Raw genomic sequence first — 14,149 nt, 5'->3', positions numbered from 1 at the left:
CAGCCGCCATTCTGTCCCTCCACGCCGTACGGGACCCACCGCACCCACCGGGGCCCGGCCCGGCGCCGCACGCCATCTCGCCACGCGTCGTACGGGGCGGCGGCCCGGCTCCCGCCGCTGCCGCCCCGCCATTCCGCATCGAAGGGACTCCCCGTCATGGCGCACGTGTTCCGGAGCGACTACCCCGACGTCCTGCCACTCGACACGGCCATCCACGACGCGGTGCTGGGCCAGGCCGCCGCGGAGTTCGGAGACAGGGTCGCCCTGATCGACGGCACGGACGGGAACAGCCGGCTCACCTACCGGCAGCTCGACTCCTTCCACCGGAAGATCGCCGCAGGGCTGGCCGACGCCGGACTCGTCAAGGGCGACGTGCTCGCCCTGCACAGCCCGAACACCATCGCCTACCCGGCCGTCTTCTTCGGCGCCACCCGGGCCGGAGCAACCGTCACCACCGCGCACCCGCTCGCCACGGCCGAGGAGTTCGCGGGCCAGCTCCGCGACTCCTCCGCGCGCTGGATCGTCACCGTGTCCCCGCTCCTGAACACCGCCCGACGCGCGGCCGAACTCGTCGGCGGCATCCAGGAGATCTTCGTCTGCGACCAGGCCGAAGGCCACACCTCGGTCCTCGACATGCTCGCCACCACCGCCCCCGAACCGATGATCACCATCGACCCGGCCGAGGACATCGCGGCCCTGCCGTACTCCTCCGGCACCACGGGCATCCCCAAGGGCGTCATGCTCACCCACCGCTCCATGGCCACCAACCTGGAGCAGCTGCGCCCCTTCGTCCCCATGGGCACCGACGCCCGCATCCTGGCCGTGCTGCCCTTCTTCCACATCTACGGGCTCACCGCCCTGATGAACGCACCGCTGCGGACCGGCGCCACCGTCGTCGTCCTGCCGCGCTTCGACCTCGCCCAGTTCCTCACCGCGATCGAGACGCACCGCATCACCGGCCTGTACGTGGCCCAGCCGATCGTGCTGGCCCTCGCGAAGCACCCGGTCGTCGACCGGTACGACCTGTCCTCGCTGGAGTACATCGTCAGCTCCGCCGCCCCGCTCGACGCCGGACTCGCCGCCGCCTGCTCGCGCCGCCTCGGCCTGCCGCCCGTGCGCCAGGCGTACGGGATGACGGAGCTGTCGCCCGGCACCCACGTCGTCCCGCTGGCCGCCGAGAACCCGCCGCCCGGGGCCGTCGGCACGCTGCTGCCCAACACCGAGATGCGCATCGTCGCCCTCGACGCCCCCGGCGAGGACGCCGGAACCAACACCGACGGCGAGATCCTGATCCGCGGCCCGCAGGTGATGAAGGGCTACCTCGGCCGCCCCGACGCCACCGCCGCGATGATCGACTCCGACGGCTGGGTGCACACCGGGGACATCGGGCGGGTGGACGAGGACGGCTGGCTGTTCGTCGTCGACCGGGTCAAGGAACTCATCAAGTACAAGGGCTACCAGGTCGCCCCCGCCGAACTGGAGGCACTGCTGCTCGGCCACCCGTCCATAGCCGACGCCGCCGTGATCGGCGTGTACGACGCCGACGGCAACGAGGTCCCCAAGGCATTCCTGGTCCGCCGGGGGACCGTCGCCCCCGTCGACCTCACGGCGGACGACGTCATGGCCTACGTCACCGAGCGCGTCGCCCCGTACAAGAAGGTCCGGCGGGTCGAGTTCATCGACGTCGTACCGCGCGCCGTCTCCGGCAAGATCCTGCGCCGCGAACTGCGCGACCGCGAGAAGACCCGCACCGCCCCCGACACCCCGGAGAAGACCCCATGACGCTGGCCGCCCCCACGCACGAGCGCGGCATCACCACCCTCACCCTGGACTCGCCGGCCAACCGCAACGCGCTCTCCGCGCGGCTGGTCGGCGAGCTCTCGGCCGCCCTCGCCGCGTGCGCGGCCGACGACACCGTCCGGGCCGTCGTCCTCACCCACACCGGCAACACCTTCTGCGCGGGCGCCGACCTGACCGCCCCCGCCGATCCGGCGGCCTTCGTCGCGCTGATGCGGCAGATCGTCACCCTGCCCAAACCGGTGGTGGCCCGGGTCACCGGCCACGTCCGGGCCGGCGGCCTCGGGCTGCTCGGCTCCTGCGACATCTCGGTGGCCGGGCCGGGCGCCACCTTCGCCCTCACCGAGTCCCGCCTGGGCCTCGCCCCCGCCGTCATCTCCCTCCCGCTGCTGCCCCGCACCGACCCGCGCGCCGCCGCCCGTTACTACCTCACCGGCGAACGCTTCGACGCCGCCGAGGCCGCCCGGATCTCCCTCATCACGCTGGCCGCCGACGGCGACGTGGACGAGGCCCTCGCCCCCGTCCTCGACGGACTGCGCCGGGCCTCCCCACAGGGGCTGCGGGCATCGAAGGAGCTGGTCGCGGCTAGTGTGCTGGAGACTTTCGACCAGCACGCGGACGACGTCATCGCCCGATCGGCGGCCCTCTTCGCCTCCGAGGAAGCCCGCGAGGGGATGACGGCCTTCCTCGAACGACGGGATCCCGCATGGGTGTGGTGACACAGGGCAGAAGCCCCGGCCCCAAGCAGGACCGCAGCCGGGCCACCCGCAAGCGGCTCCTGGAAGCCGCGGTGTCCTGCCTGGCCGAACACGGCTGGGCGGGCTCCACCGTCTCCGTCGTCGCGGAACGCGCCGGGGTCTCGCGGGGTGCGGCCCAGCACCACTTCCCCACCCGCGAGGACCTGTTCACCGCCGCCGTCGAGTACGTCGCGGAGGAACGCTCCGCCGCCCTGCGGGCCCTGCCCGACCAGGACCGCGCGGCGGTCGTCGCCGCCCTGGTCGACCTCTACACCGGGCCGCTCTTCCGCGCCGCCCTCCAGCTCTGGGTCGCCGCCTCCAACGAGGAGCAGCTCCGGCCCCGCGTCACCGAACTCGAAGCCCGCGTGGGCCGCGAGACCCACCGCATCGCCGTCGGCCTCCTGTACGCCGACGAGAACCGCCCCGGCGTACGCGAAACGGTCCAGGGGCTCCTGGACATGGCACGCGGCCTGGGCCTGGCCAACGTCCTCACCGACGACACGGCCCGCCGCCGCCGGGTGGTGGAGCAGTGGGCGGCGATGATCGAGGACGCGCTGGGCTGACCGGGGTGCGGCACCGCCCGTCCGGCGGCGATGCCGGGGCGATGTCACAAGTCCGCCCACCGGTTTCGTCGTTGAGGGAAACGGCCTCCCACCGGGGAGCGCCGGGCCCGGATATCCTGCTCCGTCCCGACAGGCCAGGGAGGCCCCGCACCATGACCAGCGACACGTCACCCTTCCCCGCCCGGATCGAGCTGACGGGGGAGGGCCTCGTCCTGCGCGACTGGACGGAGGCCGACCTGACCGCGATGCCGGATCTGTTCGACCACGCCGACGTCGCGCACTGGACCCCGATCGTCTCGCCCTTCGACGAGAAGGCCGCCCAGGCCCGCCTGGACAAGGCCCGGCAGCTGCGGGAGGAGGGCTCGACCATCCTGCTCGCGATCACCGTGGACGGCGGCGCCCCGCTCGGCGAGGTGATGCTGCGCCGCGCCCCGGAGGGCACGGAGCTGGGTTACGCCGTCGGCCCCGCCCACCGGGGCCACGGCCTGGCCGCACGGGCGGTACGGCTGATGGCGGGGTACGCCTTCGAGGAGCTGGGCGCGGACCAGGTGATCCTGGAGCTGGAGGCCGACAACGCCGCGAGCGTCGGGGTCGCCACCCGGGCGGGCTTCAGCCTGCTGGACATCCCCCTGATCGAGGGCGAGGAGAAGGGGCGCCCGTACGTCCTGCAGACGTGGGGGCTGAGCCGGCCTGGGCTCTGAGGGGGGCGCCGCCCTACTGCGGCCCGCCGATGGCGAGCGCGAGTTTCCACATGCCCGTCGAGGGGTTGGCCTCCCGCTCCTTGCCCTCCGGAGCCAGTTGCCTCGCCCGGCGGACCGCCTCGCGCCAGCCGTCCTGGTAATGACGGAAGTCAAGGTCCGTCTTGGAGTATCCGCCCGGCGTGTGCTTGTTCAGAATCGGAACGAGCCCGTCGTAAGAGGGGGCGTGTTTGCGGTGATCGGTGAAGTGCAGCAGCAGCCACACTTCGAAGCACGGGTTCGACAGAGCGATACCGACGTGGTGGCGGTCGGCGTCGCGCAGGGCCTGATCGAGGTCGGTGAACTCGTCGACGTCCAGAACACACCATGCCTCGTCATAGGCGCCATCGGCCGCCTCAAGCAGTTTCGCCGCGTGCTCTACGACTTGGGAGGGCGCCTTGGGGTGCTTGACGATCTTGACCGAGACCGCTGGGTTCCGGGCGGCGTTCTTGAGGCCCTGGATGTAGGTGTGTTCTGTCACCTCGGCGCCGCAGACGACCAGTAATCGCAGGCGGGGAGTGCGAAGCTCGGTCCTCCTGCCGAGCCGGGACTCGCGTAAGGGGCGCTTGCGCCCGTCCGGCTTAGGTTGCCGAGCCATGCTGTTCCCCCCGTGTTGCCAGAGCTTTGGCAAGGCTCTCGTCGATGAACGGCACTCCGCCGTAGCTGCCCCCCAGGTATCGCCGTTCGTGGTTCTCGCCGGAACGTGGTTTGAACTCGGACAGGGCGAACAGCCGTGTTTCCCCGTACTGGTCCTTCTCCACGAACCAGACCTGATCCCGCTTGAGGATGTCCTCGCCGTCGACGCGGCCGAGCAGGCTGGCGTCGTGGGAGGTGAAGACGAGTTGCGCGCCGCGCGGGTTGGTCTCCGGTCCCTGGAACAACTTGATGAGCTGGGTGGTGAGCAGCGGGTGAAGGCTGGAGTCGATCTCGTCGACGATGAACGTGCCACCTCGGCTCAGTACGGACAGGAATCGTGGGGCGTGCTCCAGCAGCGCTTTGGTGCCCGCGGACTCCTCGTGGAGGTCCATGCGGACCACGCCGGCCCGCCCACGGTGGCCGATCCACGGTCGCACCGACTCCCTCGGCCCGTTTGCCGCCAGTCTGGCGAGCTCACGCCGGGGTACTCGTCCGCGGTACAGCCGACGCAGGCCGTCCTCGTCCAGCACCTGCCGTTCGGTGCCGTACTCCTCGATCCCCAAGTCCGCCGAGCGCAAGAGAGCCAAGAGGCCGGGGGTGTCCCACGCGGGTCCTGGCGCCTCCGGGGCGAATCCAAGCCCGGAGCGGAACCGGCTCCGGCTGAACTCCAGGCCCGTCGCGAACCAGTCGTAGACGGGGCGGAAGTCCTTCTGCTTGGAGCGTGCGGCCATCGTCAGGAACAGCACATTCGGCTCAGTGATGTTCTCGACCAGTTCCAGTTCGCGTCTGGCCTGTGAGTCGCCCGGATCCACCTCTCCCTCGGAGCGCTCGAAGATCTTGCGCTTCTTCCCGTGCGGATAGCTGTAGAGCCATTCGTCGAGGACTCGCTCGTCGTCGACGCTGAAGCCGTAGGTGTAGCGCACTCCGTGCAGCAGGAGGTCCACCACGTACCAGGACGGCTCGTCGGCAGCCGCGGCGTCCAGGCGGAACACGCTGCGGGAGACACCGTCGCCCGGCTCCGCATCGCGATGCGAGTTCAGGACCATCTCGGCCATGTATCCCAGCGCGCCCACGAGGTTCGACTTGCCTGCGGCGTTGGCACCGAAGAGGCCCGCCACGGGGACTGCGGCCCAGGCCGTACCCGCAGGACGGTCGGCATCGTAGGCGGGGTGAAGCTGGAGTTCTTGTTCCTCGCGGACGGAGCGATGGTTCGACACCCTGAAGTTCAGCAACATGCGAGCCCTCCCCTGTGTGATTTTCCGCGTATGTGCGCAAGTGAAACGCGCAGTGAGGGGTCTGGCAACCTCAATCAAGGAATTTCGCACAGCATTGGTCCTACAGGCTCAGTCTGCGTGGCTCAGTGCCGGGCCCGAGAGGCGGAATTCGTCTCAGGGGGTTTTGAGGAGGTCGCGGAGTCCGGCGACGAGGGTGGTGACGTCGCGTTCGGCGGGCTGGCTCGTCGGGGTAGCGGGGGTGCCCATGGCTGTCGCGGGTTCGCGGCAGGGGTGGCAGAGTCCGTCGGGGAGTGCTTCGGGGCGGCCGGGGGTGCCGCATTGGGTGCACTCCATCATCGCGCGGCGGGTGGGGGTTTTGGCGGGTGGTGGTGTGGGGGTGGTGGGGAGTGCGGGCGGGATCTTGGTGGTGAGGCGGTGGCGGATCAGGCCGAGGGGTGAGTCGACGTGGGCGGGCAGTCCGGCGGTGAGGGCACGGGTGAGGTAGTCGGCGTCCACGCCGCGTGCGAACCACCGCTGGGCCAGGGCTTCCAGGGCTGTGCAGTCGGCGGCGGAGAGCGCCAGGCGTGCGTCGACCCGCCCGAGCCCGGCGAGCGCGAGGTACGCGGGCGAGGGGGACGACGGGGACGTGGTTACGGGCACGCGTGCGGGTGCGGGCCGTTCCGGCTCGGGGGGTCGCTGCGTGGGCACCGCCACCGCCACCGCAGCTTCCACGGGCTCAACCTTCGCCACCAGCACGGGTACGGGTGCGCAGTCCTCCTGGATCACGCTCCCGGGGGCCAGGTGCGCGGCCCACCACTCATCGCCCCGGGAGGTCCGTGACCAGTAGGTCCTGAACACCCACCGCACCTGGTCGCCCTCACCGACCGCACACCGCACGCGCCGCAGGTGCCCGGCCACAGACAGCGCGGTCAGCGCCGAGCCGACGGCCTGCTGCCCGTAGAGCGGGATCTGCTTGGCGAGGCACTTCACACTCATCGTGGCGCCCTCGGGAAGCCGCTCGATGAACCCGGCGACATAGCGCTCCCGCAACGGCAGCAGCGCGAAATCATCAGCGCGGGGCGGGAGTTCGTCCGGCACGGTGCGCTTGCCGTAACCGGGATGGGACATCGGGTACGGGGGCGACACAGCTGACGCGGGCAGGGCGGGACTAAAGTTCTGAACAGCCACGGATCGTGTTTCCCGATCTTGAGGTCAGACCCCGGCTCGGTGCTGATTACACCGCGTCGGGGTCGTTTAGTTTCTCGCACCGTAGACAGTCACCACGCTCCGTCGCAAGCCGTCACCATTAGTCATACTTGCAGCCCGCGACAGGCCAGGCGCGGGCCAGGGAGGCGGGTCCGGGAGGTGGGTCCGGGAGGTGGGGAGGTTTTCCCAACCACCCTTCTTTACCTACCGGTTAAAAGAAGGCGCTCGAATCTCGGAGCTCGTGGCTCGCAGCTCGGGTCCCAAGCCCCGAGCCCCGGGCCGCACCCACCCCTGCGTACGCTCGAACGAGTGAACCACCCCTCCCGAAGCCCGAGGCTCGGGACCCGAGCTGCGAGCTTCGGACCAGGAGCCTCGCGGCCGGACCGGCCGACGACAGGGCACCCGTACAGATTTTTTGTACGAGTGCGCCGAGGCGTGAACCACGGACAAGGGTGGGGAGTGGGGACCGTATGCACCCCAGGAATCGGCAGCGCAAGAACGCGTCGGCCATGAAGCTCGTAGGCAAGCTGCTCGGCCGGTTCCGCGTGGCGGCCGGTCTGACCCAAGCTCAACTCGCCGACTTAGCCGGGGTGCAGGTGGAGACGATCGCCTCCATCGAGCAGGGCCGCCGCTCGCTCCTCCCGGACCTGGCGAACCGGCTCGACGAGCTGCTGGAGACGAAGGGCGCACTGGCCACGGCGGTGGAACACATGCCGGAGGTCGACCTCGTACCCGCCTGGGCCGAGCGGTACATGGACCTGGAACGGACGGCGCTGGCCCTGTCCTGGTACGACAACCAGGTCCTGCCCGGACTGCTCCAGACCGAGGCCTACGCGCGGGCGGTGTTCCGCAACCGCGTGCCCGTGTTCAGCGAGGAGAAGATCGCGATCCAGACCGCGTCCCGGCTGGAACGCCAGGAGATCCTGCACCGCAGCGAGCCGCCGACGATCAGCTTCGTCATCTGGGAGCCGGTCGTGAGACTCCAACTCGTGGACGACGAGGCGCATGCGGAGCAGCTCCGCCACCTGCGTACGTGCGCGACGCTGCCGGGCGTCAGCCTCCAGATCCTCCCCCTGAGCCACCGCGCTCACGCGGGGCTAGACGGGCCGTTCACGCTGCTGGAAACACCGGACTATCAACAGGTCGCCTACTCCGAGACACAGCGCGGCAGCCTGCTGGTCGCCGACCCAGATGAGATCAGCATCCTGTCCCAGAAATATGCGATGCTGCGAGCGCAGGCCCTCAGCCCACAGGACAGTTTGGGCCTGTTGGACCGTCTGCTGGGAGAGCTGGGAGAACGATGAGCACTGAACGCACGTGGTTCAAGTCCAGCTACAGCGGCAGCGAGGGCGGCCAGTGCCTCGAAGTCGCCTACGAGTGGCGGAAGTCCAGCTACAGCAGCGACGAGGGCGATGCCTGCGTCGAAGTCGCCGCGCACCCCGCCGCCGTACACGTCCGCGACTCCAAGAACCCCGACGGCCCGGCCCTCGCCCTCCCGCCCACCGCCTGGTCCGCGTTCACCGCACACGTCAGCAGCTGAGGCGCCGCACGGCCAAGCCGGCCCTAGGCGGGCGGGGTATTACTGGTCGGCAGGGCCTGCTGGCATGCGGCGCGCACCCGTGCCAGGGCTGGACCGTGCACCCGCACCTCGAAGCCGGCCGCGCCATCAACCCCGTGTCCGGCACGAACCGGGAGGGCGCCGGTGTGCGGCCGGACGTCCCCTGCGCCGCCGCTGACTCCCTCGGCCAGGCGCACACGGTGGCCCTCGCCCGACTGACGGGCCTGCCGTGGCACGGTGCGACTCCGGCGCACTGCGGGCGTCGGCACCGTGCCACGGCGACTGTCAGCCGACGCAGCCGATCGTGCCGGACGGGAAGTTGTTTCCGGTCGAGGTGGCGGTGAAGCCGAAGCTGGTGCTGTCGTCGGGGGCGACGGTCCGGTTGTAATCGAGGTTCCTGACCGTGACCGTGCCATCGGATGCGGTGCTCAGCGCGCCGTTCCAGACAGTGCTTACCTCTGTACCGACGCCCGGTTTCCACGCGGCGGCCCAGCCGTTGAGCGGAGTCGTGCCGTGGTTCATGACCTCCACGCTGCCCTGGAAGCCACCGTTCCAGGCGGAGGTCACGGTGTAGACCGCCATGCAGTCCCCGGTGTGCGGGTCCGTCGGAGTAGGTGTGGGGGTCGGCGTGGGAGTGGTGCCGGACCCCCCGATCCCGGTCACTTCGCCGTTGCCGCCGTCGAAGGCGATGTCGGAGCAGGAGAAGAAGTTCTCCTGGCTGTCCGACCGTACCCACTGGATGAACAGCAGTGCGTTGCCCGAGCGCTCCGAAGGCAGCTTCAGGTCCCAGTTGTACGAACCGCCGTCCGTGCCCGGGGAGCCCGTCTGCGACGGGTTGGTGACCGTCTGGATCAGATCCAGGTCGTCCCAGCCCAGCGCGGTGGTCGGTGAGTAGCCCGGCTTGGACAAGTAGACCCTGAAGTCCCCCGGGTGGGCCGCCCAGTTGCTGTATCGGACCGTCATGGTCGAGCCGGAGGTGAGGTGCGTGCGCGGCCAGTCGTCCCGCGCGGCGTTGTAGCCGGTGAAGTTGTACGGGGACCGGTCACCGGCGCTGCACAGCGTGCCGTCCGGCACATAGCCCTCGCCGCGACCGCCCGCGTTCGAGTCGAGCACCGCGAACCAGTTGTACAGCGCCGAGGCGCCACTCTCGGCGAGCGCGGCCTGGCACGCCGGGTTCGACGGGTCCATGCCGCCCGTGCTGGTGTGGCCGTCCACGTAGCAGAGGTAGGTGCGCGAACCGGGCATCATCGCCACGCCGTGCGCTTCCGCTTTGCCCTGTCCGACCAGGGCCAGGCCGAGGCCGCCCAGTAGAGTCGCCAGGACGGCCACTAAGGAAACCAGTCGTCTTCTGTTTCCGATCATGCTGTGAACCATGATTCTCCTGTGCCTTCTTGTGAGGGGGGTCAGCTGGCGAGGCAAGCGCTCTTTCGCCGTACGGCGCGGTGACGGTCGCATGACGCCCCCTTCGAAGTGGCAACCGGACGCGCGCACGGAATGAGCGAGCTCCCGCCAACTTTGTGGGAGCGCTCCCAAATGAGGTGTTGGGAGGGGACTGTAGGAGTGCCCCCACCCTCTGGCAACCCCGGCGGACGGACATTGTCCGGTCTCTTTCGAGCAGTCTGCTCGGCGGAGGCGGAGGCGTGTTCGTCGGACGCGGTACCACCCCGGACAGAACACCTAGGGGAAACAATGCAAGACAACCACCCGAGCGTCCCGAGGTTCGAGAACGTCAGCCTGGAGGACAGCTACGTACTGGACATCGCTGTCCACCCTGGTCTCCTGATCCTCACACTCGATCTGTTGCTTCTGCCACGGCACCCCAGATACCGGGCCCCTCTACCAGGGGAACGTGCCTGCTTTCGACCGGCCACAGTGGTCTTCTCATCCGTACGTGCCCTGCACTGGACGGGCCAGGGCGTCGTCAAGGCTGCGATCGACGCGAGCGGCAGTGCCGACCACGGATCAATTGATGCCCTGACCGAGCTCGACGAGGACAGCTACAAGATCCTGGGCGACTGGGGCGAGATCATCGTCCAGTCGAAGGCGCCTTCCATGACCATCGATCCGACCCACACCGGTTGATCCAAACGAAACCGACTAGGTCGCCGGACCTCGGTCCCCGGACCCGCGAGGATCGTTCGCGGGCCCGATGCGGCACCCCGGAGTGGGCGGACATCCTTATCGTGAACCCGCCGAGAAGGAGTACGTGATGTCGTACATCGAGAACATGCGCTACCCGGAGCCCCGCTACCACGGCACCGGGGGTGAAGTGAACGCCTCCTTCCGGCCGGCCGCCACCCCGCCGGAGGTCTCGTCACCGGGCGGGTCGACCAGCTACCTCGCCACGCAGGAATCGACGGGCGGCGAATTCGGTCTGTACAAAGGGGTGTTGGGGCCAAATTCGGCAGGTGCGAAGACGCACTTCCACCGGGCGATGTCGGAGTCCTTCTACATCCTCTCCGGCGAACTGGAGCTCTTCAACGGAGAGAAGTGGGTCACGGGCCGCGAGGGCGACTTCCTGTACGTGCCGGTAGGCGGTCTGCACGCCTTCAAGAACGTGACCGACGACCCCATGTCCATGCTGATGCTCTTCTCCCCGGGCTCCCCGCGTGAGGAGTACTTCGAGCAGGTCGCGGAAATGTCGGGGCGCGGTCCGGAGGAGCTGAAGGAGTTCCGTATCCGGCACGACAGCTACTTCGTGGAGGACTTCGACTTCGGGAACGGCCGGGCGGAATAGCCGTACGCGGCAGGAGCGTTCACACCCCCGCGTCCCTCACGGCATGTCGAGATCGGGGAGCGAGAAGAAGCCTGCGACGGCGGCCATGATCCGCTCCTCGTCATCATCTCCGTCGAGCTCCGCGTGCGGGCCGGTCAGCCTCGCCGCGGTCAGGGCGGGCGTCAGCAGGCCGGGCTCCTCGCCCCCCGGTTGGGACGGGCTCTCGAAGCTGAAGTGCGTGATCAGGTCCCCGTCGCGGTAGTACGCGAACGCGGGGCCGTGCGCCTTGGCGATGCAGGGCTCGGTCACCAGGACGACGAGCTCCGCGCCGGGCGGGCACAACGACTCGTAACGGACGAGGTCGTAGTTACCGCTCTCCCAGCTGAACATGTCGTGCATGACCAGCCCCCACTCGCCGCCGGTGCCGTACGCGAGCGGCATGCGTTCGGTGCCGAGGAGCCCCCGCACGAGCGCGTCCAGAGACATTCCCCGGAAGAAGACGACATTGGTCTCTTCGTGATGCGGGAGCGGGCGACGTATCCAATGCTTCATGCGGGCAACGTAGATGACCCCTCTGACAATGAGCCCAGTGCTCCGGCTGCATTGTCAGGGGCGCGTCGAAACTCCCGCAACGGCGAATTCCGGCAAAGCGCCCGCACGTCCTGATCTGGACATAAAGGGTCTATTTCCAGACCTGGGAGTCGCGGGTGATTGCTATGTGCAGGCACCTTGAGCGATCTTCGTCATGCAGGAAAGAGGGCGGGAGTGGAAGTAATTCGCAGTGGGCGGACGGGTTTTCGACGTCTCTTTGTTCGCTCGCGGCGGCATGGCTCTCCCGTTCGAATCTGAATGCCGAATGCAGAATATCGAATGAAGGAGATCTTGTGATTTCAAAGACGAAGAGGATCGCCCGTTCCGTGGGCGTGGCGATCGCGGCCACCGCGGCGGTCACGATGGTCACGCCGACGAGCAACGCCTTCGCGATCGACCACGTCGAGTGCCGAGGCGGGGAGAACTTCCTGAAGGTCTGGTCCCACCTGGACGGCCGCACCAGCGTGGACTGCTACGCCAACAAGGGCCGGACCGGCTTCGGTAACTGGTGGGTCGACCGCATTTCGACGGGCAACAACGACCTCATCTACTACGACGCCAACGGCGATTCCGTGCGCATCAACCGGTGGACCGACATCACGTTCCCGAACAACCCGCCGAAGGTCAAGGACATCGAAATCCTCTGACCTCTCTGTGGCCGCTGTCCATTCGGGCCCCGCGCTCCGGCGCCCGAATGGGCAGCGGCGGTCACAGGTGGAGGTCGGTGCGGTCGATCCATTCGACGGTCACCACGATGTTCTCGCCGGCGGGAGTTTCGGAGGCTTCGAGCAGTGCCCACTCGCGGGCCGATTCCACCAACTCCGGCCACGGTGACGTCCAGTCGAGGTCCCAGTCCAGCTGGGGGCCGTGGACCAGGTGGGTGGCGTCGCCGTCCACCGACCAGAACACGGTGTTCAGGACGACCTGTTCCAGATCGGCGAGGGCGTTCACGATCGCCTCGCAGCGGAAGGCAGGCCACGCGGGACCGATAGCCGGCGGCGCCGCGGTGCGCAAGCCTGCCATCGACGCGGGCAGGACCGGGTGGCGGGCGCCGAGACCGGTGAGGGCCGCACGGAAGGCGACCGGCTCACTGAGGTCCGGCGGCGTCGCCCGCCGCACACAGGCGCGGTACGCGTCCCACAGGGGCCCGACCGCGTCCCTGATGCCCAGGTCCGCGAGGGCCACGGCGGCCCACTCCCGCTCGGTGCTCTCCTCGCTGACGAGCAGACCGGTCAACGCGGGTCCGCAGCGCACGTCCCTGACCGCCTCGAAGACCTCGATGGCCGTCAGCCGGCCGAACCGGCCGAGCGACATCAGACCGTCGATGACGACCGGAATGGCGGGGCGTCCGATGTGGATCAGCTCGGCGCGCGCGTCCATGGACTCCTCCGTGCCACCGTCCATCCGGCGGACGAGGTCTTCGAGGCGGGAGGTCACGCGAGGTTCCTTCCGGCCGGGCGTTCCGTCGGGGACGGGACGCCCGGCGCGCGAGGCACGGGAGGCACGGGAGGGGAGGCTCAGTTGGTCCAGAGGACCGGGCTGTCGCTGTACGCGTCGCCCTCGTCGAACGAGGCGGCCGCGATGGGCGTCGTCTTCGTGGCGCTGAGCGAGCAGGTCTCGTACGACGCGCCCTTGGACTTGAAGTCCTGCGGCGCCCCGTCGTTGTCGCACTTGCCCGGGAGGTCGCCGATCAGCACGATGCCCGTGGGACCGCCGTCCGCCAGCTCGCCGCGCAGCTTCAGCGACGAGTACGACAGGTCGGTGCCGCCGACGTTCTCCACCTTCATCCGGATGTAATAGGGCGTCATGCCCTTCGCCTTCGCGCCGAATCCGGCCATGTCTGCCTCGGCACCCTTCTGGATCGCCGTGACGGTCACCGCGATGGTGCCCTTCTTGTCGCCGTACTCGAACGGCAGAACCGCCTTCTCGCCGACCTTGAGCTTCGTGCCCGGTGCGGCGACGTCACCTCCGGCCGGCGCGCCACCGTCGTCGCCGGTGTCCGCGGACGGGCTGCTCGGGTCCGCCGCCGCCGAGTCGGACGCCGCCGGGTCGGCCGAGGCCGGGGCGGAGGCCGACGGCGAGTCCTGTGCCGATGCCGAGTCGTCGCTGTCATTGCAGGCCGTGAGCCCGAGCCCCATGGTCGCGAGAGCAGCCGCGAGGAGTATGCGTCCCTTGTGTGTCATTTTGACCTAACTGACAGTGAGAGCTGCCCGACAGGGCAGCCGATGCGTTCAACAACTGGACAAAGCGCTCGGCCACTCGGCCGGACGTGCCGGAGCGGCGGGGGGGCGGGGGGGGGGGGCCGCCCCCCCCCGGGGCGGGCGACAAAGAGGGGGGGAATTTAGAACTGAATGACACCCAGGGGGCACGCGGGCGGCACGCGCGCCGCCCCCC

At 69.2% G+C, this 14,149-nt stretch carries 16 protein-coding genes; 9 read left to right on the top strand and 7 right to left on the bottom strand.

Annotation, left to right across the window (positions count from 1 at the left end):
• Positions 1-156: 156 nt before the first annotated feature.
• The 4 genes from ACGFU6_RS32040 (at position 157) to ACGFU6_RS32025 (ending at position 3,798) form a co-directional block, all read left to right on the top strand.
• A complete protein-coding gene (locus tag ACGFU6_RS32040) occupies positions 157-1,782 on the top strand; it encodes a 4-coumarate--CoA ligase family protein (RefSeq protein WP_393616055.1) in 1,626 nt (541 codons plus the stop codon).
• Positions 1,779-2,516, top strand: a complete 738-nt coding sequence (locus tag ACGFU6_RS32035; protein ID WP_393616053.1) for an enoyl-CoA hydratase family protein — start codon at positions 1,779-1,781, stop codon at positions 2,514-2,516. The genes ACGFU6_RS32040 and ACGFU6_RS32035 overlap by 4 nt, the downstream gene beginning before the upstream one ends.
• Positions 2,504-3,097: a TetR/AcrR family transcriptional regulator gene (locus ACGFU6_RS32030; RefSeq protein ID WP_393616051.1), complete on the top strand. Its 594-nt coding sequence runs from the start codon at positions 2,504-2,506 to the stop codon at positions 3,095-3,097. The genes ACGFU6_RS32035 and ACGFU6_RS32030 overlap by 13 nt, the downstream gene beginning before the upstream one ends.
• 152 nt (positions 3,098-3,249) lie before the next feature.
• A complete protein-coding gene (locus tag ACGFU6_RS32025) occupies positions 3,250-3,798 on the top strand; it encodes a GNAT family N-acetyltransferase (RefSeq protein WP_393616049.1) in 549 nt (182 codons plus the stop codon).
• Positions 3,799-3,811: 13 nt separating this feature from the next.
• On the opposite strand, the gene ACGFU6_RS32020 is transcribed toward ACGFU6_RS32025, so the two are convergent.
• The 3 genes from ACGFU6_RS32020 to ACGFU6_RS32010 form a co-directional block, all read right to left on the bottom strand.
• Complete coding sequence (locus ACGFU6_RS32020; protein ID WP_393616047.1) at positions 3,812-4,432, bottom strand: RloB family protein; 621 nt, start codon at positions 4,430-4,432, stop codon at positions 3,812-3,814.
• On the bottom strand, positions 4,416-5,705 hold the full coding sequence (locus tag ACGFU6_RS32015; RefSeq protein WP_393616045.1) for an ATP/GTP-binding protein: 1,290 nt from the start codon (positions 5,703-5,705) through the stop codon (positions 4,416-4,418). Before ACGFU6_RS32015 ends, ACGFU6_RS32020 begins: the two co-directional genes overlap by 17 nt.
• A gap of 153 nt (positions 5,706-5,858) precedes the next feature.
• Entirely contained in the window at positions 5,859-6,872 is a 1,014-nt protein-coding gene (locus ACGFU6_RS32010) for a MarR family transcriptional regulator (protein WP_393616043.1), read from the bottom strand.
• 527 nt (positions 6,873-7,399) lie between these two features.
• On the opposite strand from ACGFU6_RS32010, the gene ACGFU6_RS32005 reads away from it, so the two are divergent.
• Positions 7,400-8,194, top strand: coding sequence for a Scr1 family TA system antitoxin-like transcriptional regulator (locus ACGFU6_RS32005; protein WP_393616140.1), 795 nt, complete (start codon positions 7,400-7,402; stop codon positions 8,192-8,194).
• Positions 8,191-8,430: a DUF397 domain-containing protein gene (locus ACGFU6_RS32000; RefSeq protein ID WP_393616042.1), complete on the top strand. Its 240-nt coding sequence runs from the start codon at positions 8,191-8,193 to the stop codon at positions 8,428-8,430. The genes ACGFU6_RS32005 and ACGFU6_RS32000 overlap by 4 nt, the downstream gene beginning before the upstream one ends.
• A 303-nt stretch (positions 8,431-8,733) precedes the next feature.
• Here the strand turns inward: ACGFU6_RS32000 and ACGFU6_RS31995 are convergent, their stop codons facing one another.
• Positions 8,734-9,810, bottom strand: a complete 1,077-nt coding sequence (locus ACGFU6_RS31995) for a lytic polysaccharide monooxygenase (RefSeq protein ID WP_393616040.1) — start codon at positions 9,808-9,810, stop codon at positions 8,734-8,736.
• A 510-nt stretch (positions 9,811-10,320) separates the two neighbouring features.
• Between ACGFU6_RS31995 and ACGFU6_RS31990 the strand changes: the two genes are divergently transcribed.
• Positions 10,321-10,530, top strand: coding sequence for a hypothetical protein (locus ACGFU6_RS31990; RefSeq protein ID WP_393616038.1), 210 nt, complete (start codon positions 10,321-10,323; stop codon positions 10,528-10,530).
• Between the two features lie 127 nt (positions 10,531-10,657).
• Entirely contained in the window at positions 10,658-11,185 is a 528-nt protein-coding gene (locus tag ACGFU6_RS31985; RefSeq protein WP_393616037.1) for a cupin domain-containing protein, read from the top strand.
• 36 nt (positions 11,186-11,221) lie between these two features.
• On the opposite strand, the gene ACGFU6_RS31980 is transcribed toward ACGFU6_RS31985, so the two are convergent.
• Complete coding sequence (locus ACGFU6_RS31980; RefSeq protein WP_393616035.1) at positions 11,222-11,716, bottom strand: hypothetical protein; 495 nt, start codon at positions 11,714-11,716, stop codon at positions 11,222-11,224.
• Between the two features lie 332 nt (positions 11,717-12,048).
• Here ACGFU6_RS31980 and ACGFU6_RS31975 point away from each other — a divergent pair, with 332 nt between their 5' ends.
• A complete protein-coding gene (locus tag ACGFU6_RS31975; protein WP_123524347.1) occupies positions 12,049-12,402 on the top strand; it encodes a beta/gamma crystallin domain-containing protein in 354 nt (117 codons plus the stop codon).
• 61 nt (positions 12,403-12,463) lie between these two features.
• Here ACGFU6_RS31975 and ACGFU6_RS31970 read toward each other — a convergent pair whose 3' ends face one another.
• Both ACGFU6_RS31970 and ACGFU6_RS31965 read right to left on the bottom strand, forming a co-directional pair.
• Positions 12,464-13,192: a HEAT repeat domain-containing protein gene (locus ACGFU6_RS31970; protein WP_393616034.1), complete on the bottom strand. Its 729-nt coding sequence runs from the start codon at positions 13,190-13,192 to the stop codon at positions 12,464-12,466.
• Between the two features lie 80 nt (positions 13,193-13,272).
• The gene (locus ACGFU6_RS31965; RefSeq protein ID WP_393616032.1) at positions 13,273-13,938 is read right to left on the bottom strand and encodes a hypothetical protein; all 666 of its coding nucleotides are present in this window, start codon (positions 13,936-13,938) and stop codon (positions 13,273-13,275) included.
• Between the last annotated feature and the right edge of the window lie 211 nt (positions 13,939-14,149).

This window comes from Streptomyces sp. NPDC048462 (assembly GCF_043200175.1).
Classification (GTDB): domain Bacteria; phylum Actinomycetota; class Actinomycetes; order Streptomycetales; family Streptomycetaceae; genus Streptomyces.
Note: the sequence above shows the minus strand (reverse complement) of the source record. Positions and strands in the feature narration are given on the sequence as shown.

What these genes read in the sequence shown, in the direction of transcription:
- ACGFU6_RS32040 (WP_393616055.1), top strand. Translation starts at nt 157, where the DNA reads ATGGCGCACGTGTTCCGGAGCGACTACCCCGACGTCCTGCCACTCGAC.
- ACGFU6_RS32035 (WP_393616053.1), top strand. Translation starts at nt 1,779, where the DNA reads ATGACGCTGGCCGCCCCCACGCACGAGCGCGGCATCACCACCCTCACC.
- ACGFU6_RS32030 (WP_393616051.1), top strand. Translation starts at nt 2,504, where the DNA reads ATGGGTGTGGTGACACAGGGCAGAAGCCCCGGCCCCAAGCAGGACCGC.
- ACGFU6_RS32025 (WP_393616049.1), top strand. Translation starts at nt 3,250, where the DNA reads ATGACCAGCGACACGTCACCCTTCCCCGCCCGGATCGAGCTGACGGGG.
- ACGFU6_RS32020 (WP_393616047.1), bottom strand. Translation starts at nt 4,432, where the DNA reads ATGGCTCGGCAACCTAAGCCGGACGGGCGCAAGCGCCCCTTACGCGAG.
- ACGFU6_RS32015 (WP_393616045.1), bottom strand. Translation starts at nt 5,705, where the DNA reads ATGTTGCTGAACTTCAGGGTGTCGAACCATCGCTCCGTCCGCGAGGAA.
- ACGFU6_RS32005 (WP_393616140.1), top strand. Translation starts at nt 7,400, where the DNA reads ATGAAGCTCGTAGGCAAGCTGCTCGGCCGGTTCCGCGTGGCGGCCGGT.
- ACGFU6_RS32000 (WP_393616042.1), top strand. Translation starts at nt 8,191, where the DNA reads ATGAGCACTGAACGCACGTGGTTCAAGTCCAGCTACAGCGGCAGCGAG.
- ACGFU6_RS31995 (WP_393616040.1), bottom strand. Translation starts at nt 9,810, where the DNA reads ATGATCGGAAACAGAAGACGACTGGTTTCCTTAGTGGCCGTCCTGGCG.
- ACGFU6_RS31985 (WP_393616037.1), top strand. Translation starts at nt 10,658, where the DNA reads ATGTCGTACATCGAGAACATGCGCTACCCGGAGCCCCGCTACCACGGC.
- ACGFU6_RS31980 (WP_393616035.1), bottom strand. Translation starts at nt 11,716, where the DNA reads ATGAAGCATTGGATACGTCGCCCGCTCCCGCATCACGAAGAGACCAAT.
- ACGFU6_RS31965 (WP_393616032.1), bottom strand. Translation starts at nt 13,938, where the DNA reads ATGACACACAAGGGACGCATACTCCTCGCGGCTGCTCTCGCGACCATG.